General features: G+C 48.1%; 28 protein-coding genes and 2 pseudogenes. 29 read left to right on the top strand and 1 reads right to left on the bottom strand.

Annotated features, from left to right (window positions below; translation table 11 throughout):
- Positions 1-138 precede the first annotated feature (138 nt).
- The 24 genes and pseudogenes from VRUMOI_RS18345 to VRUMOI_RS18240 all read left to right on the top strand — a co-directional run bounded on the left by VRUMOI_RS18345 (position 139) and on the right by VRUMOI_RS18240 (position 15,722).
- Positions 139-1,866: a DUF7146 domain-containing protein gene (locus VRUMOI_RS18345; RefSeq protein WP_071681635.1), complete on the top strand. Its 1,728-nt coding sequence runs from the start codon at positions 139-141 to the stop codon at positions 1,864-1,866.
- A complete protein-coding gene (locus VRUMOI_RS18340) occupies positions 1,853-2,134 on the top strand; it encodes a hypothetical protein (RefSeq protein WP_071681612.1) in 282 nt (93 codons plus the stop codon). Before VRUMOI_RS18345 ends, VRUMOI_RS18340 begins: the two co-directional genes overlap by 14 nt.
- 72 nt (positions 2,135-2,206) lie before the next feature.
- Complete coding sequence (locus VRUMOI_RS18335) at positions 2,207-2,446, top strand: hypothetical protein (RefSeq protein ID WP_021326768.1); 240 nt, start codon at positions 2,207-2,209, stop codon at positions 2,444-2,446.
- 9 nt (positions 2,447-2,455) lie between these two features.
- Complete coding sequence (locus tag VRUMOI_RS19325; RefSeq protein ID WP_013141592.1) at positions 2,456-2,572, top strand: hypothetical protein; 117 nt, start codon at positions 2,456-2,458, stop codon at positions 2,570-2,572.
- 120 nt (positions 2,573-2,692) lie between these two features.
- A complete protein-coding gene (locus VRUMOI_RS18330) occupies positions 2,693-3,067 on the top strand; it encodes a hypothetical protein (RefSeq protein WP_113847821.1) in 375 nt (124 codons plus the stop codon).
- Between the two features lie 113 nt (positions 3,068-3,180).
- The gene (locus tag VRUMOI_RS18325) at positions 3,181-3,906 is read left to right on the top strand and encodes a hypothetical protein (protein WP_071681608.1); all 726 of its coding nucleotides are present in this window, start codon (positions 3,181-3,183) and stop codon (positions 3,904-3,906) included.
- Positions 3,907-3,923: 17 nt separating this feature from the next.
- A complete protein-coding gene (locus VRUMOI_RS18320) occupies positions 3,924-4,454 on the top strand; it encodes a hypothetical protein (protein WP_071681606.1) in 531 nt (176 codons plus the stop codon).
- A gap of 16 nt (positions 4,455-4,470) precedes the next feature.
- Positions 4,471-5,154, top strand: coding sequence for a nuclease-related domain-containing protein (locus VRUMOI_RS18315; RefSeq protein ID WP_089140438.1), 684 nt, complete (start codon positions 4,471-4,473; stop codon positions 5,152-5,154).
- A 251-nt stretch (positions 5,155-5,405) separates the two neighbouring features.
- Positions 5,406-9,032: pseudogene (locus VRUMOI_RS18310) on the top strand (RHS repeat-associated core domain-containing protein); the annotation flags it as partial.
- A 445-nt stretch (positions 9,033-9,477) separates the two neighbouring features.
- Positions 9,478-9,828 (top strand): hypothetical protein, encoded by a 351-nt coding sequence (locus VRUMOI_RS18305; protein WP_089140437.1) that lies wholly within the window; start codon positions 9,478-9,480, stop codon positions 9,826-9,828.
- Positions 9,829-9,940: 112 nt separating this feature from the next.
- A complete protein-coding gene (locus VRUMOI_RS18300; RefSeq protein ID WP_089140436.1) occupies positions 9,941-10,240 on the top strand; it encodes a hypothetical protein in 300 nt (99 codons plus the stop codon).
- Positions 10,241-10,305: 65 nt separating this feature from the next.
- Positions 10,306-10,581: a MafI family immunity protein gene (locus VRUMOI_RS18295; RefSeq protein ID WP_069369969.1), complete on the top strand. Its 276-nt coding sequence runs from the start codon at positions 10,306-10,308 to the stop codon at positions 10,579-10,581.
- Between the two features lies 1 nt (position 10,582).
- Positions 10,583-10,825 carry a hypothetical protein gene (locus VRUMOI_RS18290; RefSeq protein WP_089140435.1) on the top strand — a complete coding sequence of 81 codons (243 nt, stop codon included), beginning with the start codon at positions 10,583-10,585 and terminating at the stop codon, positions 10,823-10,825.
- Between the two features lie 47 nt (positions 10,826-10,872).
- Positions 10,873-11,172, top strand: coding sequence for a hypothetical protein (locus VRUMOI_RS18285; RefSeq protein WP_231897581.1), 300 nt, complete (start codon positions 10,873-10,875; stop codon positions 11,170-11,172).
- Between the two features lie 475 nt (positions 11,173-11,647).
- On the top strand, positions 11,648-12,007 hold the full coding sequence (locus VRUMOI_RS18280; RefSeq protein WP_089140433.1) for a hypothetical protein: 360 nt from the start codon (positions 11,648-11,650) through the stop codon (positions 12,005-12,007).
- 194 nt (positions 12,008-12,201) lie between these two features.
- Complete coding sequence (locus tag VRUMOI_RS18275) at positions 12,202-12,675, top strand: hypothetical protein (RefSeq protein ID WP_089140432.1); 474 nt, start codon at positions 12,202-12,204, stop codon at positions 12,673-12,675.
- Between the two features lie 76 nt (positions 12,676-12,751).
- Positions 12,752-13,018, top strand: coding sequence for a CPCC family cysteine-rich protein (locus VRUMOI_RS18270; RefSeq protein ID WP_089140479.1), 267 nt, complete (start codon positions 12,752-12,754; stop codon positions 13,016-13,018).
- 81 nt (positions 13,019-13,099) lie between these two features.
- On the top strand, positions 13,100-13,708 hold the full coding sequence (locus tag VRUMOI_RS18265) for a hypothetical protein (protein WP_089140431.1): 609 nt from the start codon (positions 13,100-13,102) through the stop codon (positions 13,706-13,708).
- 33 nt (positions 13,709-13,741) lie between these two features.
- A complete protein-coding gene (locus VRUMOI_RS18260; RefSeq protein WP_089140430.1) occupies positions 13,742-14,020 on the top strand; it encodes a DUF6881 domain-containing protein in 279 nt (92 codons plus the stop codon).
- A gap of 13 nt (positions 14,021-14,033) precedes the next feature.
- Positions 14,034-14,126 (top strand): annotated as a pseudogene (locus tag VRUMOI_RS19790) (hypothetical protein); the annotation flags it as partial.
- A 51-nt stretch (positions 14,127-14,177) separates the two neighbouring features.
- Positions 14,178-14,444 (top strand): hypothetical protein, encoded by a 267-nt coding sequence (locus VRUMOI_RS18255; RefSeq protein WP_089140429.1) that lies wholly within the window; start codon positions 14,178-14,180, stop codon positions 14,442-14,444.
- A gap of 63 nt (positions 14,445-14,507) precedes the next feature.
- Positions 14,508-14,753, top strand: coding sequence for a hypothetical protein (locus tag VRUMOI_RS18250; protein WP_089140428.1), 246 nt, complete (start codon positions 14,508-14,510; stop codon positions 14,751-14,753).
- A gap of 3 nt (positions 14,754-14,756) precedes the next feature.
- On the top strand, positions 14,757-14,996 hold the full coding sequence (locus VRUMOI_RS18245) for a hypothetical protein (protein WP_089140427.1): 240 nt from the start codon (positions 14,757-14,759) through the stop codon (positions 14,994-14,996).
- A 273-nt stretch (positions 14,997-15,269) separates the two neighbouring features.
- The gene (locus VRUMOI_RS18240; RefSeq protein WP_162598459.1) at positions 15,270-15,722 is read left to right on the top strand and encodes a hypothetical protein; all 453 of its coding nucleotides are present in this window, start codon (positions 15,270-15,272) and stop codon (positions 15,720-15,722) included.
- 15 nt (positions 15,723-15,737) lie between these two features.
- Here the strand turns inward: VRUMOI_RS18240 and VRUMOI_RS18235 are convergent, their stop codons facing one another.
- Positions 15,738-16,340, bottom strand: coding sequence for a hypothetical protein (locus VRUMOI_RS18235; RefSeq protein WP_089140426.1), 603 nt, complete (start codon positions 16,338-16,340; stop codon positions 15,738-15,740).
- A gap of 260 nt (positions 16,341-16,600) precedes the next feature.
- On the opposite strand from VRUMOI_RS18235, the gene VRUMOI_RS18230 reads away from it, so the two are divergent.
- The 5 genes from VRUMOI_RS18230 to VRUMOI_RS18205 all read left to right on the top strand — a co-directional run bounded on the left by VRUMOI_RS18230 (position 16,601) and on the right by VRUMOI_RS18205 (position 20,092).
- Positions 16,601-16,882: a hypothetical protein gene (locus VRUMOI_RS18230; RefSeq protein ID WP_114822873.1), complete on the top strand. Its 282-nt coding sequence runs from the start codon at positions 16,601-16,603 to the stop codon at positions 16,880-16,882.
- A 298-nt stretch (positions 16,883-17,180) separates the two neighbouring features.
- The gene (locus VRUMOI_RS18220; protein ID WP_089140424.1) at positions 17,181-17,717 is read left to right on the top strand and encodes a protein-tyrosine phosphatase family protein; all 537 of its coding nucleotides are present in this window, start codon (positions 17,181-17,183) and stop codon (positions 17,715-17,717) included.
- 2 nt (positions 17,718-17,719) lie between these two features.
- Positions 17,720-18,730, top strand: coding sequence for a tyrosine-type recombinase/integrase (locus VRUMOI_RS18215; protein ID WP_071681586.1), 1,011 nt, complete (start codon positions 17,720-17,722; stop codon positions 18,728-18,730).
- A gap of 4 nt (positions 18,731-18,734) precedes the next feature.
- Positions 18,735-19,604, top strand: a complete 870-nt coding sequence (locus tag VRUMOI_RS18210) for a 3'-5' exonuclease (protein ID WP_089140423.1) — start codon at positions 18,735-18,737, stop codon at positions 19,602-19,604.
- Positions 19,601-20,092: a hypothetical protein gene (locus VRUMOI_RS18205; RefSeq protein ID WP_071681582.1), complete on the top strand. Its 492-nt coding sequence runs from the start codon at positions 19,601-19,603 to the stop codon at positions 20,090-20,092. The genes VRUMOI_RS18210 and VRUMOI_RS18205 overlap by 4 nt, the downstream gene beginning before the upstream one ends.
- Positions 20,093-20,380: the final 288 nt, after the last annotated feature.

Below are 20,380 nucleotides of genomic sequence, written 5' to 3'. Positions count from 1 at the left end.
TAAACCCCTTGCCGGGGAGTTCTCCCCGGCTGGGGAGCCTCCTTGGCACATCCTCCCAGTGTCGGGGTTTCCTTAAAACCCTGGCAACGGGGGGTTAAGGAAGCCTCGATGCTGGGGTTCACGCTAAGGAGAAAACCTATGTCTTACTACAAAGCTGACACCGTTCGTGAAGCGGCTAACGGAAACTGGCTATTCATCCTGGCGGCCCTAGCGCCCCATCTTGAACCAGCTCTCCGTAAACCAGGTCGTCATGTTTCTTGCCCTATCCACGGCGGGAAAGATGGCTTCCGACTGTTCAAGGATGCCCACCTGACTGGTGGCGGCGTATGCAACACATGCGGTGCTAATCATGATGGTTTTGAGTTGCTCATGTGGCTCAATAATTGGGACTTTAAGCAGTGCCTAAGCGAGGTTGGTGATTACTTGGGAGTTGAGAAAGAGCAACCCCAGTATCAACAATCTGCTGCACCGTCACGAGCTCCTGCCCAGGCCAAAGCGCCTGTTCAGCAAGAGCCTATGAAGGTAAACAACAAGGTTCTCGATTCCAAGAATCGCAAGAAATCCATTGCCGGTACTCTGATCGCCCACGGTAAAGCTCCCTACGAGCATAACGAAGACAATGAGCTTAGCTACTTTGCCTTCATCCGTGACAAGAGTGGCTTGGAACGCACCGTTTGGGGTGTGGATCTTGAAAGAGCCATTGGTGAAAGCGAGGCCAAGTATGGGGATGAGATCATCATGACAAACCTCGGGCGCGAGCCTGTAACTGTCGTCGTTGAAGTTAAAGACGATCAGGGGAATGTTGTGAGAGAACAACCTATGCAAACGCACCGCAACACTTGGTTGGTCGAACGTCGTGGCGCTACGGTAACGCAGTTCCGCGCTCGTTCAAACGGTGGTGTTGAACCGGTGAGTCACTATGTTGAGACGGCCCCTGTGGTCAATCACACGGTAGCAACTCCGGCACCGCAAGCACAATCTGCGGCAACACAACCCGAAGCGCAAAGCAGTGAAGTCAAGCCGAAAGTTGTTCCGATGTTTCGTGAACAACCCAAGCCTTGGCTGCTTGAGCTCCAAGAGGAAATGGAGAAGAGAATGGAGCGCGAACGCGCTTACAGTGCTCGTCTCCGTGAGAAAATCGAGAAGGTATGGAACGAGTGTTTACCGTTCTCCAGTCATGTGACTGAGCCAATGCGTCTGTACTTCAAAAACCGTGAGCTTCTGTTCAAGGTCGATGAAGTAGAAAAAACAGACTGTCTGCGGTTCAATCCGGCTATGGCCTACTACGACGAAGATGGCAATGAAGTTGGGAAGTTCCCGGCTATCGTCTGCGCTATCCGAGATGTGGAAGGCAATCTGGTAACGCTCCACCGCACCTATCTCACCCCAAACGGTAAGAAAGCTAAGGTCGGCAACGCCAAGAAAATGATGCCCATTCCGGAAGGTTTGGATGTCAATGGTGCGGCCATCCGCCTTGGTGAACCGACTGAGGGTATCCTGGGTGTTGCAGAAGGGTTGGAAACAGCTCTATCCGCTTATCGAGTCACTCAAATCCCGGTTTGGTCAACGGTCAATGCGACCCTGATGGAGTCCTTCGAGGTTCCGGAAGGTGTTCACACCGTACTGATCTGGGCTGACAAAGATAAGTCTGTGACTGGTGAGAAGTCAGCGAATGTGCTGAAAGCCAAGCTGGAGAAGCGCGGCATTCGTGTGTACATCCTGCTGCCTAAGCTCCCTATCCCGCCCAGAGCGAAAGGGATTGACTGGAACGATGTCCTGATGAGTCAGGGAAGCCTCGGCTTTCCAAATGCTCGCTACCTGCGCGATTTTATTGCGAGAAGGAGAGATGAGTATGCCCGTCATTGATGTCTCAAAGGTTGATACCACGCCTGGTAACGACGAAGTGTGCTCCTTCTCACCCCCTGAGGGGTGGGAGGGTGACTCTGCGGCTTACATTGAGCTTATGCGGTCTCGGTATCGTAATCTGATGCACTGCCAGAGAATGATGGTGACGGCTTCTTTCGCAAGAAGGGAGTCCATCCAAGTTACTGGTCCTTTTGCTGACGAAGCGACTAAGATCATTAACTCAATGAAAATGAACAAGGCAAAGCCGCCATCGGCTTTGTCTGCTTAAAACTTTAACCCTGAGGGGGTGTTCATGCCCTCTCGGGCATGATTCGCCTCCTCTTCAACTGTGGAGGTAATTATGAAAAAGTTTTTGCGTATTAAGACGTGGTTTGTGCGTCTTTTCTCTCCTGACAAGAAGACTCTGGGAGCTATCGGTGAAGACCTGCGTAAGGTCGCCGTAACAGCCATCGGTGTTGGTATTGTAGGATTGGCTGTATCTGGGGACACTATTACCGTCAAAGAAGCCGGTTTAGTGTTGTTTGTTGGGGTTATCCTGTGGATCTATGGTATAATCTTAACCAAGGTCAGCAATTCCTAAGGGGGTCAAATGGACGCTTTCACATTAGGTATGTTAGGGTTGCTTTTATTTTTCACTGTCGTCACTGGCGGCAGTCTGTATCTCTACCATGAGAAACAGAAAGAAAAAAAGCATCACAATGCCTAAAGAATAACTGCGAAAATGAACGAAAAGGCCAGCAATAGCTGGCCTTTTTTTATACTTGAAGTTTGATGTGTTACATGTCACGATAAGATAAGTGTGACATGTAACGGAAAAGGTGGTTTTTTGAAAGTATCCAATGAAGACGCTCATTCGACGTCAATATATCTCCTCAGAGCCGCTTCACGTCCAGCGTTTTGGCGTGACGTTCCCTTTGATAAGAAACTTGAAGCTGTGAATAGTCTGAATAGCATAGGACGCTCACCCTCAGAACTCACCGAATGGATTAATAAATATCTGACAGCAGAGCAAATTAATAAGCTCGGGACATCTATTAGGCAACGTCGCAGAAGGGGATATGGTGTTGGTAAAAGCATAACTATAAGCGATAACGCCCACAGGATTTTGAAGCGGTTGTCAGAAGTCGATGGTTGCAGTTTGTCAGAAGTGATCGAGAAACGCCTAGCCCGAGCTTATAAAAATACATGGGACCATAAATAGAGTGACACGAGGGGTTGCATTTTTAAAACCCGTGATAGCATCTAAATGAACCCAAACGAATAGGGGTGCTGGCGGCGATGCCGACCATTATCCCGACAATGGAGAAATAGACCATGATGACATTGACTACCGTCTCGAAGAAAACTTCAAATAATTCAGCCCTTGTATTCTGGCGCGTTGGTACAAAACGGAAAGGCATCCTTGATGTCCATATTGATTTTGACCACGAAGAAGCGGATCTTTTGGCTGAGCTCGTAGCCATTCGCTATCTGGCGCTGGACAAACAGGTTTTTTGCAGAGAGCCAGGTGCTGGTGCTGGTTACAAGCTGGTTGTATCTAAAGGCGCAATTAAGAAGCTGGCGCTGGGCAAATCCAGCAAGAAGTTTGCTTTCAAGTTTGCAGCTTGTCTCACCGGTCGCTTGAAAGGCGCAACCATTGAGGTTTCGCAGAGCATGGAGTTCATGGATGAGCCAGGGGAGGGGAATGTTGAGCTCCTCGATGTGGACAAGCAGGCCTATACCCAGACCCATGACGAAATCTCTACACCAGCCATTGGCCCCGTCTTGGTGACTCAACATGCCATCGATCAGTATCAGGCCCGGATAACCTCTGGAGACCCCAAAAAACCGTGGGCCTCACTCGTTGGCCGCCTCCAGCATCCAGAGCTACAGGTCCAGCCTTTTGACGAAAAGGTGGCTCGCCATAAAGCCAGAAAGTATGGCCGCGTCGATAACGTGGAAGTCTGGGGCCACCGCGATTCCAAATTCAAGTACCTCATGGTGATCAACGACGACAACAAGAAGCGTGTTCTCGTGACAGTGTTTGAACGAAATGAGTAAGAAAAGGGAAGTTTTTGATGAAAAAGGGGTTGATAAATAAGTATCAAAATTATGCAGCAACAGAAGAGGCATTTGCTGTTCTATTTGTTAGAAATAATCTTAGAAAGGCTTTGGGTCACTGGGTTGATATAACGGATTCTAGGCAGTACGAAATGTCAGATGATAAACTTCATTTCCGTTATGTTCGTGGCGGCCTGTTCAGGCGAAAAATAGATCCAATGTATCCTAAAAAGTCCATGTTCACCGTTGATGGTGTGTTTAATGAAAAAGCATACATATTGGCTGTTCGCGCTATAACATGGGAGACGGCGAAAAAAGATATTAAAAAACAAAAAGAACAAGGTGTTAAGCCATTGAGATTTAATATAAATGGAATCGTCTACGACAAGAACAAAGACAAGTTTTTCATAGATGAAACGCCACCAGAGATTAGAGTTCTTGAAAAAAACCTTTCTGATCGCACTAATCCATTGTGGGATAAGGCAATGGGTTATATGGCTTCGCCTGAATTTGTTTATAAAATCAAAAATATAAGTATATATAAATAACTTTGAGAGGTAACTGATGCCTGAGAACTTCATTTCTCAGCTCTTAGGGGGCGTTTTGGCTTCACTGATAAGCGAACCGTTAATTTGGTTGCTTTTTGCGGTAGCGGTCGCTGCGTTTTTTGTCAGAATGTATTCACGAAACATCAAGGGGCGGTTCGGAGAGTGGGCGTTATCAAAAATACTGCACAACCGATGTGGGCAGGAGTGCGTTGTTTTGGATGATGTCACACTGGTGGTTTCAGAAGGGGATACGACGCAGGTAGACCACATTGTCATTGCTCCAACCGGAATATTTGTCGTCGAGACAAAGTTCTATAAAGGCCGGATTTATGGCAAGGAATCGGATAAGCAGTGGACCCAGAAAATCTTCAAGAGCACCTATAAGTTCCAGAATCCGTTTCGTCAGAACTACAAGCATGTGAAGGCTATCGAGGCTCTTCTTCCTAACGTCGGGTTGGCAAACATTCATTCCTTGGTTGTCATGCTCGGGGAATGTGAGTGGGCAAGCAAAGAACAACCAGCAGCTCTCTTCACTTCAGGGTGGAAAGCGGCGGACTACATTAACGACATGATTGCCAGTGGACAGAAGGTGCTCGATGTCGAAGAGGCCTCTGCGAGGCTCCAGAGTCTCAGGCTTCAACGTGGTTTGAGGACTAACCGAGCTCACATTGAGAATCTGCGACGGAACAACGAAGTCTAACAACGCAACCCTGCAACCATACTTTGCACCATCAGCGCAAACATAGCTTTACTGCTCTTCATTCCCTAAAAGGGCAGAAACGCAGTCGCTGAAAACGACCCACCTACCTGAAAATGGCTCCAGTGCAACAACTGGAGCTGTTTATGAGATCGAGACCTACCCTTTCACTGATGCGAAACCTACGGTCATTGGCCGTGGTGGTGCTCGCAACCTTGCCGTGCATCGCTTTTGCACAATGGCGGGTTGTGGCCGTGAGCACCGAAGTAGATGCAATGCGCTTCAACACCATCATGGACGCGCATTCCTTCATGAAGAGCTACCGCATTGAAGAGGAGAAGGGGTACGGAGAGTTCGTCAGCGAAAAGCTGTATCCGGTCGAGGGATATGGTGATGGCCGCTACACCTCCAGGATCTGCTTCAAGTACGTTGGCGGGACCGCAAGCTATGACCCTGAAACCTGTACTGGTGGAGCATACTGGCGGTCAACCTACATCCTGCCGGGCGAGATGGACAACACTCCATTCCTGGACAGGGATCTCGGGTTTCCATCAACAGCCATGTGTGTGGGGAACCCCATCCATCTCGGCACCGGCAACAAGTTCCAGGCTGAGCTGGATTATCAAAGCGGCGGTTCAGACCCGCTCACTTTCACCAGGTACTACAACAGCCATCTTCCGGATGAAGAGATCGGCGGCTGGCGGCATACCTACTCGCGGAGCGTCGAGGTTAACGCCTCGAAGTACGGTGAGAACATGGTTGTCCTGCACCGGCCAGAAGGGCAGGAACTCGCCTTCTACAACTTGTCCTCTGTCTGGGTGCCAACTTGGAAAACCGATGATACCTTGACGAAGGAGGCAACCGGCTGGCGCTACACCCAATCTGACGGGGTAGTTGAGGCCTATGATGAAACCGGACGACTGACCGGCATCGAGAAGCCCAACGGCAATCACATCACCCTGAGCTATCTGAATGGAGAGCTCTCCTCGATCACTGACGGCTTTGGCCGCACCATCCAGTTCCAGTATCAAGATGGCCGCATGGTCAGTTTCACCGATCCTGCTGGTGGTAGTATTCAGTACCAGTACAACAGTGCTGGCAAGCTGGGGGAAGTGATCTATCAGGACAATACGAGCCGCAGCTACCTCTACGATGACCCGAACGCACATGGTTTGCTCTCTGGGCTGGTGGACGAGAACGGCAACCGTTTCGCCACATGGGGATATGATACTCAGGGGAGAGCGGTTCTAAGCGAACACGCCGGGGGCGCAGAGAAAACGCAGGTAAGCTACAACGCTGACGGAAGCGTTTCTGTCACCAACGCACTCGGCCACGTTCAGCGATACACCTACAGCCGTCACAATGGGATGCTCAAGCCTGATGTTGTTGAGGGTGCGCCGTGTACCGGCTTTGTGGGAGGCAAGGAAACCTACGTCTACGACAGCAAAGGTCTCGTCTCCAGCATTACTGATCGCGCTGGGCAGAAGCGCATGTTCACCCATAACGACCGGGGATTGGAAACCACCCAGATAGACCAGGACGGGGGCAAGGTTACGACCGACTGGCTTCCTTCCAAGTCGCTCCCGGCAAAAATCACAGAACCAACCAGGATCACTGAGCTCACCTACGACACTCATCTTCGGGTGATAAGTCGCAAGGTCACTGATCGCAGCTCGGGCGCTTCCCGGACATGGACGTACACCTATGCCCCTGTTGGTACAGGAAAGCCGAGCCTGTTGGCCTCGGTTGATGGTCCTCGCACCGACGTCAGCGATGTGACGACATTTGACTACGATGACCAGGGCAACTTGATCCGGACAACAAACGCGCTGGGGCAGGTGATGCAGTTTGGTGACTACGACTCGAACGGTCGCGCCGGGACCATTCAGGGTGTCAACGGTGTAACCCAAACCCTCACCTATGACGCCAGAGGAAGACTTGTTAGCTCCACTGGACCAGAAGGCACCACGGTCTACAACTATGATGCTGTGGGCCTCCTGAGCTCGCTGACCAAGCCAAATGGTGCAACCGTCAGCTATGAGTACGACGCTGCACATCGGCTGGTGGCGGAAACAGATGCACAGGGCAACCGGCGCGAGCTTGAGCTCAATGACCTCGGGAACCCAGTAGAAGAGCGACTGCTCGATGCGCTGGGCCAGACCCGTTGGATAGAGCGCCGGATCTTCAACGAAATCGGCTGGCTCTCCAGTGTCTCCGATGCCTATAGCAATCAGTCATCGTTTTCCTACGATGTGGTGGCAAACCTGATACAGGAGACCAGTCCCTCTGGTAACACACACTCCTACAAGTACGACGGCTTCCATCACCGGACACAAACGACCGATCCACTCGGGAAGGTCACGCAGGTGCTCTACAAGGATACCGGCGATGTTTACCGTGTCTCCGACCCTCGTTCGCGCCTGACCTACTACAGCTACAACGGCTTTGGCGAAGTGACTCAAGTCCGGAGCCCGGACACCGGCACCACCGACATTACCTATGACGAAGCCGGTAACGTGGCAACGCGCAAGACGGCCAAGGGACAAACCACAAGCTACAGCTATGACGCGCTGAACAGGATCATCGAGACCTCCAGCGATGTCGCTGGCGAATCGCCAATTCTGTACGGGTATGACGAATCAAGCTCACCATACGGCATAGGCCGCTTGACCTCAGTCGATGATGGCAACGGTGTCCGGAGATATGGCTATACACCCGAAGGATGGCTGGCTTACGAGACCTGGGAAACCCACGGGCAGAGCCTGACTACCCAGTACCAATACGATGGTGCAGGCCTCGTCACGAAGATCACGTATCCCAGTGGCCGTGAGGTCTCCTACACCCGTGACTCAGCCGGTGACGTCATCGAGGTGGCAACGACACAAGCAGGCACCACAACAAGCCTGGCAAGCCAGATCGAGCGAGCGCCCTTTGGCCCCGTCACCAGTATGGTAAGAGGCAATGGAATTTCTGAAAGTCGTTCTTTGGATCTCAATTATCGAGTCACCGGCATCGACGCTACTAGGGTGCATTCGCTGGTATATCGGTACACGCCAGACTCGTTGATTTCAGCCATAGACGACAATCTCAGCTCATCAGTCAATCAGTCACTCGGTTATGACTCGGTTGGCCGCATCACCTCTGCTGAGGGGCTCTATGGCGTTTTGGGCTATAGCTATGACGCCACCGGCAACAGGACCTCGATCACGACCGATGGCCTGAGCCAAAGCTACACCATCAACTACATGAACAACTGGTTGGTGAAGGCCGGGCAAACCTCCAGAAGCTATGACGCCAATGGCAACCTGACGAAGCAGGGGGCGGATACCTTCACCTATGACAGCCAGAACCGGCTGGTGGCCGCAACGGTCGCGGGAGTGACTGTAAGCTACACATACAACCATCTGGATCAGCGTGTAACCAAGACCCTAAACGGGCATACCCGGCTGCTGGTTTACGACCTGGCAGGAAACCTCATCGAGGAGCTGGACGCGGCCACTGGAGACGTGCTGGCGGAGTATGTCTGGCTCGATGGGACACCCTTGGGCTTTGTTCAGTCAGGACAGACCTACCAAGTCCACGTCGATCACCTGGGCACCCCGAAGGCGCTGACCGATGCAAGCGGCCAAGTGGTTTGGAAGGCGAGCTACAGCCCCTTTGGTAAAGCCAGCATCACCACCCAGGGGCCGACCTTCAACTTGCGGTTCCCAGGACAGTATTACGACGCGGAGACCGGGCTCCATTACAACTGGCATCGCTACTATGACCCAGCACTTGGCCGTTACTTACAATCAGACCGCCTTGGCCTGTTCGATGGGGTGGATACCTATGGGTATGTTCGCGCAAACCCTTTAAGGCTAATTGATCCTACTGGGGAATATGGGCTCGCGGGTGCGGCCTATGGACTGATCTCTGGGGGAATAGGTGGCTACATTTCAGGTGGGTGGCAAGGCGCATTAGCTGGAGCTGGCACTGGTGCATTAGTTGGTTTCGTTAATATATTTGGAGCACACTCTGCCGGAGCGGCGGCTGGTGCGGGTATAGCCAGCCTGCTTGGTCAAAGTGCTGGTCTATATGTTTCAGGAAAGGATGTTACTGATTACTGTAATTATGATTTTTCCGCTGTGGCTGGAGCTGCGCTGGGAGGGGCTTTAGGAGGACCTCTAGGAAGTACAATAGGGCGTTATATTAGCCCTTATCGCTTTACAATCATTGGACGTCCATTAAGTTCATCAGGGATAAATAAAATTCCGGGAAATACTGTTGGCTCTGTGGTTGAAGGTGTTACCGTTGGCTCGGGTGAATTATTTGGTAAGGGGTTTTAATATGATGTGGATTGTTACGGCCATGTACTTTGTTGTTGTATCAGGTCTTTTATTAGTAGGGTTCGTTGTTTATGGGAAAACTCTATTTTTCCTGGGTAGGTCCGGTGCCTTTGCTAAATATGTGGGGGGGGGTATTGTTTACGTGTTGTTTGCGTGTGTATTGGTTGCACCGTTATTTATTGCCCCCGTGTTTATCAATGGGTGGCGTGAAGCTTTTAATTCTAATGTGGTTTATGCAGTTTATTTTATGGTGCTTTTTGTTTTAGCAGCATTGCCGGGTGGGCTGTATTTCAAAAAGAATTTCTTATCTCGTCTGAGAAGGCTTGGCTACTTTAAGAAAAGGCAGTATTGAGAACGGCTTGAAATATTGCCACCAGCGGTTAAGCCTGCTGGTGGCGTAGATGTGCTCTATGTTTACGGCCTCGATGGCGAGTTATTGGCCGATGTAGCTCTGGGGACTGTTTATGGAAATCAATAGTTGGTTCGATTTTATTATATACACAATTTATTTTTTTGGGGTGGTGGTGATTATCCTACCTGTAGGGGCTATTTTTCTTTGGTTAACATTGAAGAACCTAATAAAAATGAGACTACCTAAATATGAAAGAAAGCACTACAAGTATTTCTTGGCAAGAAACGTACTTGAAGTATGTATTGCTGGGGGGGGTTCCGCTATTTTTTCTGTTTGGTATTTGTTTTTTGCTAAAGGCGGAAATTTATTTCTCTATCCAATGGAAGTAATGACATTTTTTTTAGGCAGTTGATGGTGTGGTTCAGGCTCTGGCGTTGGTCCTGTCAACGCCAGCGGCCAAGTGGTTTGGAAGGCAAAATGAAGAATGAATATCGAAAAATTGAATCCACACTAGAGCTTTTGCTGATGGCGCTTTCTGATTCGTTTTCTGAATGTGAAAGTATAGAAGTGCAAGAATTTATTGATGTGGGTGAGTATGGAATCGCACTAGAAACTATCATTGACATTATTAATGAAGAGTCAAAGAACATAACAAATGAAGCTGAGTTTCTGATTGAAAAAGCAGGGAGGATAATGAATATGGATACTACATCCATTGTGGATAAGATTTCAAAACATATAGATAAAGAATAAGATGAAAAAAACCGATTTGAAATATAGAGCAGTATATCTGCTTGGATTTCCGTTAGCTGGAGCCCTTATAGGAATTGCAGTGTTCGCTTTATTAAATTATGTGAATGGGCCTCTAAGCAAATTCGCCTTATATCTGTCCGTTGGTGTTTGGGGGGGGTATGGAGTGTTCTCAGGAATCTATGGATACTTAAATCTAAGGAAAATATTAAAGTTAAAGAGAGCTAATGAGGAATCCAGTGATTAATTACGGCTCACATGGTTCTGCTATTGGATCAGCTTTGGGGACGGCTTATGGAAATCAATAACTGGGTGGATATGTTTTTATATACATTTATGACAGTTGGCGCTGTGTTTATTGCGCTTCCAACAGGGATAAGATGTATATACGTTGGATGCGTGGCTTTATTCAAACATCGGGTGATCAAGTTCGATAATAGGAGCAGGCTTACTATTTATGCGAGAACATCATTAGAAATGATTCTTGCAGGAATATTCTGTGTGGCAGCGTCTGTTTGGTTTCTGTTCTTCGATAAAGGAGGGCACCTATTCCATTACCCAGCGGAAGTGATGAGATTCTTCTCCGGAACATAAGGCGGGTGATGTTGGTGCCGGTTGTGGCTAACCGACACCAGAGGCCAAGTGGTTTGGGCGGCGTATTGGAGCTGAGTGAATGTCGGGTGGTATTGGCATGAAAGCATCGTTTGTACTGCGAATGGTCGCACTGGGTATATCTGTTTCATGGGTGCTTTTTTTATCAATCCCAGCTTTTGGGGTGATGCACGAACTGGGCTTCTTTACTCTGGGAAGGCACGAATTGGGCCGCATCATATACCCTCTATTGGCCGTTGCTCCGCTGTCAGCTCTAGCGTCTATTTTAGTGAAGTGCAAGCACTGCGGGGGAACACCTTTGCATGTTGGGAGAAGGGATAATCGCTTTCTGTCAATTAGAGTAAAAAGCATCGGTTCGATATTGTTTACACGCTCTTTTAGGTGCCCACACTGCGGAGGAAGGTTGTAGCGTGAAGATATTAAGGAATGAATACGATTACCGGAAATAGGAATACTAATGAAGTCGGAAGAATTTATTGAAGCAGTCAAAGATGTTGTAAAAAATGCGGCCATTGAAGATGTCATAAGCAACCTTGAATCCCCTCCGGGTAGAAGAGTGAGCAAAACTGAGTCTGAGCGCTCTGAATGGTATAACCGGCTCAAGGAGGATGAAAAGGGCAATGTCAATGCCGTAATTGAGAGCGCTGTAAATGAGGCCATCTTTGGACTTCTTGCTGTTCTGGACGGAGTTAGGCCCATCTGTCCAGCCCACAATAGCAACAAAGGCGAGTTGGTTCTGATTTATAGAGACCAACAAGGGGACTCGGTTTTGAATGCCCCCGATAAGATAGGATTGCACGATCTTTACAATTCTTAGGGGGTTAAAGGTCGAAAGCCTGCGCCAAGACACTCAGTTGACATGGATGGCTACTGGGAAAACACTGGGACAGAAATGGAATCCTCTAATTAGTGTACTTGACAGGGTTCCATATACATGGAAAGGGACAGTAACAGGAGCCGCAGCAGGTGCGGGAGCAGGAGAGGTTTTAGGTTCAAACGGAGGGTGTAATTGTGGTAATTAAGAATTTGATAGATAAGCTGATATATGGTGGAGATAAGAAGCTACGTGAATATGAAGTCGTAGTGTTGAGGGCGTTTCGAGATGCTCTAAATGAAGATCAGAAGAATAAACTTGACTGTCAAATTAAGTTGTTGTGCAAAGTCCAAAGATGGCATGGTGGAAAAGTGACAGCATTTTTCGACATAAACGATGAAATGAAGCAATGCTGGCCGAAGAATATTGCTTTATTTCCAGATAAAGAGATTGTCGCCAAAATAGAGGGGGTTTTAGGGGGAAGAAAATTTACGGCAAGAATAGAGTTTTACAAAGGCTACTTACTTTATATTAAGTTCTCGCAAGATATGAACCTCTTCGGAAAAGAAACTCGGGAAAGCATTGGTGCAATTGGTGACTTCCTCGAAATAAATCTGAGAGGGGGATGCCAAGTAAAAAAAATCACAACCATGTTTAATGATGAGGAGTGATCTGGAAAGGCAGCGTTGAGAGCAGTTGGATAAATTGCTACCAATGGAGGGTGTGGTTGTGAGTGAAGTGAATAACATGGTTCTCATTGTTCAAAAGGAAAATGGTGATTTATGTCCGTGCTGTGGGTTTCGCACTTTCGATGATAGTTCTCGCGGTAACTACGAAATATGCCCTGTGTGCTACTGGGAGGATGATCTTAATCAAGAGGTAGACCCAAATTATGAGGGTGGTGCAAATGGTATCAGCCTTAGCCAGGCTAAGAAAAACTATAGGGAAATTGGTGCCATAAAAAATGAGCTCGTGAAATTAACTAGAGAGCCTTTGGATAATGAAATCCCTTAGTGTTGCTCGCAAAAGGAATTGAACGACACATGAGAGAGACGCAAGGAAATAACCAAGAAAAATGAGCATGGAGGAACCCAGGTGATTTGGTGGGAAAAAACAGTTGAATACGCTTTTGTGCGGTCATGTCTATTGGACGGCAATATGATAACCCCATTTGATGGAAATCATGAAGTAATGGGTGATGCAATGATGAGTCACAGAAATAAGTTGATCCTTATTGAGTTCAAGAGGGATCTGTCGCTATGGAGAACAGAGCAGATCAAATTTAGAGATTACAAAGAAGCAAAAGCGGAACTTGAAGGAGATGATTCTCACCACTTTATCGTGGCGGGATCACAACAAGGAGAAGGTGCTATCTTGGTGGCCCAAAACTATTTTTCGAGCCGTCCTTCCTCACTAAAAAATATGCTTGAAGCTGCCGTCGATGAAGAAACAATGTCCCGGTATATTTTAAGGCTGATAAAGCACAAGCTAAATGGTGAGGCGTCAGGAAAGAAAAGTATATTAGTTTCTAGTAATGCCTGCCTTTATGGCGTAAATGAGCGAGGTGTTATAACCACAACTCTTACTCTGGATAGCTCTTGGCTAGACATTGCTATTAATCATGTTCGAGGAAAGATGGGCATCAAAGTGCAAAAGGTTCAGGATAAGCCTATTAAGCACAGAGGTCATGATCTCACTCTATAGGGGGCTTCATTTTGGTGGAGGGAGAAATTAGCTATGAAATATTTAAAGGTGAGATGGGTACACACTTTCCATGATGAACCTGCGCTCATGTACAGCGAGTTGGATGATCATCGTTTTGAGAAAAGGAAGGTCGAAGTCTTTCCGAACGGAGAGTATGGATATGCCTCTGATAAAAAGACGAAAGGAACGACACGTTTGTCTGAAAACGAAATCCCTATGGAAGTTGAAATATCATGCGACCCTCAATTTCAAATAGAGGCAACCACAAAAGATGAATTTGAGAGCGTTTGGCTGAAAGCCACACAACGATAAACATATAGACGCCGATGCCAGCGGCCAAGTGGTTTGGAAGGTGAGCTACAGCCCCTTTGGCAAAGCAAGCATCACCACCCAGGGGCCAACCTTCAACCTGCGGTTCTCCAAGGTAAATGTGAGCCCAACAAATACAAAACACCATTGGAGTATTTCTATGACCAGTAAAATTAAACATCACTGTAGAGTATGCGGTCTTTTCCACGAAGATCCACCTTGGGGCGAAGATGATAAAACACCTACATACGAAATATGTTCATGCTGTGGAGTGGAGTTCGGTTATGGCGATACCACGCTCGAAAATGTACGAGCTCTAAGAGGCGGCTGGCTCTCTAGTGGATGCGAATGGTTAGAGCCTAGTGATAAACCCAAAAATTGGGATGCGGAAGAACAAATCAAGATGATTCCTGAACATTTTAAGTAAGTGAACCCTGCTGGCGTTGGGCATTTCAACGCCAGCAGCCAAAAGGTTTGGAAGGCGATTTTGATGAAAACTTATAAACGTTGGATGTGGTTTTTGGGAACTATTTACTTCCCGTTCTTATTTGGATCTGTGTTGATAGGGTGGGTTGTGGGCTATGGCGGTCAAAAATTGGCATTGATTTTAGGATTGCATCAAACGAACCAGCAAAATGAAATGGTGTTTTGGGTTTTTTTGGCGATAGGTGCCGTGATTGGTGTGATAGGTTCAACTATGTCCTTAATCGAGTTCTGCCACAGTAAACGGCGGTGAGTAATGACTAGAAATAAAGCAATTGCGGCATATTTGATCTGCCTGCCAGCTTTGGGTGGTGTATTTGGACTCCTTTCCTATGTAGCGTACAGGCTAATAAATGGAAATGATTCCATGTTTGTATTTGTGATGATGATGGCTGTATGGGGAGGTTTTGGAGTCTTTATCGGTGCTTATGGTGTTTTTCAGACGATTCGAACAGAAAAGAAAATCAATGAATTTAGGGGTGGAGGTGGAAAATAGGTCTACGCGAACGTTTCTGGCGTTGGTATTGCCAACGCCAGCGGCCAAGTGGTTTGGAAGGCGAACTACAGCCCGTTCGGTAAGGCCAGCATCCCTATCTTTCACATGTGAAAGTTGCTTCTTTCGTTCCTTTATGCGCCCCAAAAGGGCAACTTGAGACGAGTGCTTTCTTAATAATCAAAGTGATAAATGAGATTCCTAGTGAAAAATTAATGAGTTATTCTTGGTACAGTAGGGCTGTCGCTCGATCTTGAAAAGGGGGATTTCAAAACAATGAAAAATATGAAGGTAATAGCTTTGATAATGGCCGTAGCCGCATCTGGTTCGTCAGTCCACGCCGCGACATTACCGGCCAGTGAGGTGGACGCATACATACTTGCGATGAACACCATGTCACCTATCACTGCAAAGTACACCATTCAGTACAAGCAAGCGGTTGAGCAGAAATGCAATACAGCCCTGAGCGTTGAGCAGCTCAACTCAAAGGCATTCACCAATGTTGTCCAGGCAATGGTGAGTAGTGAGACCGTCGATATAATGGGGCTGGATGCTGCTGGTGGATCACTCAAGGATACCCTGTCTGTGATCGGCAAGAACGTCACATGTAGTGACCTGAACGCGCCATTTAAAGCGCTCCTGGATGATAAAGACTTCACCCGAAAGCATCAGCACCTATCGAAGGTCTTGCATACGTGGGATGAGGTGGTTTCGCAGAGCAAACCTTGAATAATAAAAAGGAGCCTAACTGGCTCCTTTTTTAATGGGGATGATGTTACGTTCGTGGACGTTATTTTCACTCGGGATATGTAACGTTGAAAAAGGCGTACCGACAAGAGAGTGGTCACATAGCTCTCCATAATAGATAAGCGACAAAATCTCTTGCTCGTTGATTTTTCCCACTTTAAAAAGGTAATTGATTATTGCTGTATCCAGTAGGTCGTGACACCCATTAAGCAGGTCCACGATATTTGCCGCAGCTTCATTTTCCTCTCCGTCATCTCGATCAGCTGATACCGATTCAACCCAATCCTCAAGGCTTTCATGTTCCTCAGCCAGTTGTATTTGTCGGCACTCCTTTTCAATGAGGCTAGTAATCGCTTCATTGAGCATTCCGCCATGCGTCGGAATATTGAGAACAACACCAAACCCCGGGATCTTCTTTTGAATGGGTTTTGCTTTTATTGGGGCTGATTTAAGCCAAAGGAAAAACCAAATTCCTGAGTTTATTTCTTCCGGCTTAACCTGATTGGCCGCAAGGAACTTGGAAACTTCGTTATAGATTACGCCGCCTGGCGCGGCCATCTCGTAAATACCGGCCATCAGATCTTCAAGGCTCTTATACATATTATTTCTCGCACCTGCACATGATGTGTTCACTATCGTTGTTAAGCGTTTTTTCAGCAAGTATGTTCCAACGCAACATCTTATACCATTCCGTTTAAATCTGTAAAATTATCGTATTACCGTAATTATCATAATTACGGTAAATAAATTGAATTTTCTCTATTGTTGTTCTACTTATTAAAATGTTTCTTTGAAAAAGTAGAGTTTTTGAAATAGGATAGGTGGTGGAGAATGCCAACTTTATACGAGGAACGAGATCAGTGATTTTTGATGTAAGAGCAGCCTTCGAGGTAGCGCTCCAGACGGACACCCACCTGGTACTTATCGATCTGGATCAGGGAGCATCAGTTACGAACGATGCGGAAGCGGTAATCGCCTGGTTGGCCGCAAACCTCGAAGGTGGAATTGGAAAACGTAAGGTGTACTACCGGGACACCTATGAACGATTTGATGAGCTCAAGGTTAATGCTGGTACTTTTGCCGGTTTTTCTCCTTGTAGCGAAGGCCAGCAGATCGCCTTGGCTAAGATGCTGGACAAGTAACCCTGTACGGAGAACTCGATGTTAAATAAGAACAAATTTGAAAAAGTGTTAAAGAGAATCCTCGATAAGAACTTTGAGCGCTGCTCTATTTGCAGGAAACCATTCCCTGGACCGTGCCATACTTTTGCGGGTTTGGATTCGGACAATAAAGTTCAGAACGTAGGTTCTTGCTGTCGGACCAGTATTGTGGACTTGCGGCATGGAGGTGTGTATACGACCGCTCCTGTAGATACTCAAGAGGGGCAAAGTCAGGTGCGTGAGCTGCTCGCAACGCATCCTTGTAAGGAGATGATGGGACATGCTTAGCAAAAAAGTCTTTTTTATCAGTCAAGCGGAGGCCGAAAGACTGGAGCCGGTTCCCGGTGCGGCCATGATCTCCATAACTGACCCTGATAAGTCCCCTGCTACGCTTGGTGCCTGGGAGCTATTGTACCGTGACAGCTTCTACGACGGAGGCTATTCCGAGAACACCATCTACACGATGAAGTCAGCGTTCCGGATGAATTACGCATCCTACATCGACTCGTTCCAGGCTGAAAAGCTGTCCACCTTCCTAGATGGATTGGTTGGTAGCGGTATCGATCAGATATTCGTTCATTGCTACTACGGTGAATCCAGAAGCGGAGCGGTAGCGCTGTACCTACAGAACAAACATGGTTTCACTCCGAACAAGCCGATCACCAAGCCCAATCGAACAGTTTACGAATTGCTGTGCGCTCCGACCAAGTATGAATCACTGATACAAAGCTACGAAACGCAACATATTGAGAGGGAAACCCCTCTCCACCTCAAAATATGGGATTTGGTTCTCGTGGCGGTCGGCCTTAGGAGGTGATTTTGTACAATACGAACAACGACAAAGAAGGGCCAATTCCACTTACAGGAGCCCCTGTTCCGTTAGAACAAAGCGTCCGTAGTGAGTTGCTGCCATCATCGAGTTCTCTCCAGAACATCCATGACAACCCTGCCATCGCCTATCTGTTGAGTCTTGGCTCAAAGCGAAGTAGGCAGACTATGGGCTCATTCCTTAATATTGTCGCCAAGATGATCGGGTTTCAGAACCTTCGTGATTGTGCATGGAGCTCAATGAGGAGGCACCACATTTTGGCCGTGCTCGAAATGCTAAGCGATTCAGGTAAAGCTCCGGCAACCATCAACACCTATCTCGCAGCGCTGAAAGGTGTAGCTCTTGAAGCGTGGACGATGAAACAAATAGACACGGACAGTTTCCAGCACATTAAGCAAGTGCGCTCTGTGAAAGGGTCCAGGCTACCCAAGGGCAGAGCCCTTGAACGCCATGAAATTCGCAGTCTTTTTTTTACATGTGAAAGCGACCTAAGCTCCAAGGGGGTGCGTGACGCGGCTATTTTGGGGGTTCTTCTCGGATGCGGTTTACGTCGTTCTGAAATTGTCGCCTTGGACATGGTGGACATGATTTATAAGGACCGAGCTCTCAAGGTGCTTGGCAAGGGCAACAAAGAGAGAATTGCTTATGTACCTGGCGGTGCATGGAAAAGACTGGAGAAGTGGGTTGAAGAGGTTCGGGGGGAGCATGAAGGTCCTCTTTTCCCGAGGATAAGGCGATTTGATGATGTGACAGGAGAGAGGATGTCTGATCAGGCCATCTACCACATTCTGGAAACCAGAAGAGTCGAAACAGGTCTGGAAAAGTTCGCCCCTCACGATCTTCGGCGTACCTTTGCCTCCTCGATGCTGGATAACGGTGAGGACATTGTGACCGTGAAGGATGCTATGGGCCACTCAAGTATCGCCACCACCCAGAAATATGACAGACGTGGTGATGAACGTTTGAAGAGAGCAAGCCAACGCCTCGATCTAGCGGATTAACAACATGAATGATGAAGAACTCGAACTCGCCAGAGCCGATGCCATAAAAGACGATAGATGCTTTTCAAAGGGGCGGCTCAGGGATGAATTTAGGATGAAGCCCAAGCCCGGAGTGGAGCCTGTTTCGTTCTACAAAAACGGGTATGGCAGACAATTTGGCGTGTTCCGTATTGCTGATTGCGAGCCAATGAAGAGCAGGGCCTGTTCACCGGCCTCAGAAAAACAAATCAGGGCTCAGCTTATCCTATCTATCAAAGCAAGAATGCGTAGCAACCTAGCAAAAGCATCGGTTGTGGCTGAAACATGGGTAAACCTGGAGCCCATAGTTCTCGACACTGAGACGACCGGCCTTGGTGAAAGAGACCAGGTGATAGAGTTGGCTGTCACAGACATCTGGGGCGATGTTCTACTGAACACCAGGTTGCGGCCAACCGTGAAAATTTCCCCTCATGCAATGGATGTTCATGGAATCAGCGAGGCGGATCTGACGAATGAGCCTATGTGGCCTCAAATTGCGCCAGCTCTTGCCCAGCTTCTCTCTGGCCGACATGTAGTGATATTTAACTCCAGTTTCGATAGCAGGCTGTTGAGGCAGACTGCCGGTGCATTTGGAGATCATATGCCTTGGTGGGAAGAGAAAAATTTGCTGTGTGCGATGACGCTGGCGTCTGATGCCTTTGGTTCAACCAACCGGCACGGCACTATCTCGCTTGCGGATGCAACCTACCAAGCAGGCGTGGTTTGGAAAGGTCGAGCCCATTCAGCAGCGACCGACGCCATTGCCACCGCCGATCTGGTGACAGAGATAGCAAAAGTCCAACGTAATCTCGTGGTTCAGCTCCAGGAGCTTCAAAGCAAAGGTAATTTGGAATGACAGAACAATCCTACGGCGAAAGCCTGAAATTTTTCTCAGACTGGCAGAAAGACCCGGCGAAACGTACCGGCATTAATGTGCAACACACGCTAACCAGAGGTGATTATCCTACTGTCAGCATCGAGATTGCACCGATCAGGGCGTCGGGGTCCAGCCCAGACTGGAAAAGCAAGATCACAGTGCAACTCACTCGTGGCGAGCTGACGGCGTTTTGCTGTGTTCTCTTTGGCTTGCGTAGCAAGGCTGAGGGTTCATATCACGGTGACTCGAAGAACAAGAGCTTTGCGGTTTACAACAACGGCAAAGCCGGTGTTGCAATCATTCTCAGCGAGAGAGGCAACCAGCTCCAGAATTTTATCAATGATGACGACCGGATGGAGCTTGCAGTTTTCGCAGTTCGCCAGCTTTCCAACGCATGGAAAGTTACCCCTTCTGATGCCATCGCGCTGCTACGCCAATCAGCGTGGATGGACCGAAATTTGTCCTAATCGAGCAAATCTAGGCACCCTAAAAGTCGTCCTATAACCACAAAGTTAGACCATCATGCAAAGTGGGGTATAATGGGTGCCAGCCCCACCCCCGCAGTCCCACTCAGCCACATTTCTGGCCTGACCCGCGCTTTTCTTCTTTCTCTCTTTTTCTCTCTCTTTCTCAATCTAATCTCACACACGAAGGTCAAACAGGACACCCGCCGAAGCGAAGCGGAGGCGTATTCTTGCTTCCTCCCCTCGTTGCATGATGGTCTAATACTGTCTACTATGTAACCAATGATCTGT

Source organism: Vibrio rumoiensis (assembly GCF_002218045.2).
Lineage (GTDB): Bacteria > Pseudomonadota > Gammaproteobacteria > Enterobacterales > Vibrionaceae > Vibrio > Vibrio rumoiensis.
Note: the sequence above shows the minus strand (reverse complement) of the source record. Positions and strands in the feature narration are given on the sequence as shown.

Coding starts and splice junctions, on each gene's coding strand:
- VRUMOI_RS18345 (WP_071681635.1), top strand. CDS start 139: ATGTCTTACTACAAAGCTGACACCGTTCGTGAAGCGGCTAACGGAAAC.
- VRUMOI_RS18340 (WP_071681612.1), top strand. CDS start 1,853: ATGCCCGTCATTGATGTCTCAAAGGTTGATACCACGCCTGGTAACGAC.
- VRUMOI_RS18335 (WP_021326768.1), top strand. CDS start 2,207: ATGAAAAAGTTTTTGCGTATTAAGACGTGGTTTGTGCGTCTTTTCTCT.
- VRUMOI_RS19325 (WP_013141592.1), top strand. CDS start 2,456: ATGGACGCTTTCACATTAGGTATGTTAGGGTTGCTTTTATTTTTCACT.
- VRUMOI_RS18325 (WP_071681608.1), top strand. CDS start 3,181: ATGATGACATTGACTACCGTCTCGAAGAAAACTTCAAATAATTCAGCC.
- VRUMOI_RS18320 (WP_071681606.1), top strand. CDS start 3,924: ATGAAAAAGGGGTTGATAAATAAGTATCAAAATTATGCAGCAACAGAA.
- VRUMOI_RS18315 (WP_089140438.1), top strand. CDS start 4,471: ATGCCTGAGAACTTCATTTCTCAGCTCTTAGGGGGCGTTTTGGCTTCA.
- VRUMOI_RS18305 (WP_089140437.1), top strand. CDS start 9,478: ATGATGTGGATTGTTACGGCCATGTACTTTGTTGTTGTATCAGGTCTT.
- VRUMOI_RS18300 (WP_089140436.1), top strand. CDS start 9,941: ATGGAAATCAATAGTTGGTTCGATTTTATTATATACACAATTTATTTT.
- VRUMOI_RS18295 (WP_069369969.1), top strand. CDS start 10,306: ATGAAGAATGAATATCGAAAAATTGAATCCACACTAGAGCTTTTGCTG.
- VRUMOI_RS18290 (WP_089140435.1), top strand. CDS start 10,583: ATGAAAAAAACCGATTTGAAATATAGAGCAGTATATCTGCTTGGATTT.
- VRUMOI_RS18285 (WP_231897581.1), top strand. CDS start 10,873: ATGGAAATCAATAACTGGGTGGATATGTTTTTATATACATTTATGACA.
- VRUMOI_RS18280 (WP_089140433.1), top strand. CDS start 11,648: ATGAAGTCGGAAGAATTTATTGAAGCAGTCAAAGATGTTGTAAAAAAT.
- VRUMOI_RS18270 (WP_089140479.1), top strand. CDS start 12,752: ATGGTTCTCATTGTTCAAAAGGAAAATGGTGATTTATGTCCGTGCTGT.
- VRUMOI_RS18260 (WP_089140430.1), top strand. CDS start 13,742: ATGAAATATTTAAAGGTGAGATGGGTACACACTTTCCATGATGAACCT.
- VRUMOI_RS18255 (WP_089140429.1), top strand. CDS start 14,178: ATGACCAGTAAAATTAAACATCACTGTAGAGTATGCGGTCTTTTCCAC.
- VRUMOI_RS18250 (WP_089140428.1), top strand. CDS start 14,508: ATGAAAACTTATAAACGTTGGATGTGGTTTTTGGGAACTATTTACTTC.
- VRUMOI_RS18245 (WP_089140427.1), top strand. CDS start 14,757: ATGACTAGAAATAAAGCAATTGCGGCATATTTGATCTGCCTGCCAGCT.
- VRUMOI_RS18240 (WP_162598459.1), top strand. CDS start 15,270: ATGAAAAATATGAAGGTAATAGCTTTGATAATGGCCGTAGCCGCATCT.
- VRUMOI_RS18235 (WP_089140426.1), bottom strand. CDS start 16,340: ATGTATAAGAGCCTTGAAGATCTGATGGCCGGTATTTACGAGATGGCC.
- VRUMOI_RS18220 (WP_089140424.1), top strand. CDS start 17,181: ATGCTTAGCAAAAAAGTCTTTTTTATCAGTCAAGCGGAGGCCGAAAGA.
- VRUMOI_RS18210 (WP_089140423.1), top strand. CDS start 18,735: ATGAATGATGAAGAACTCGAACTCGCCAGAGCCGATGCCATAAAAGAC.
- VRUMOI_RS18205 (WP_071681582.1), top strand. CDS start 19,601: ATGACAGAACAATCCTACGGCGAAAGCCTGAAATTTTTCTCAGACTGG.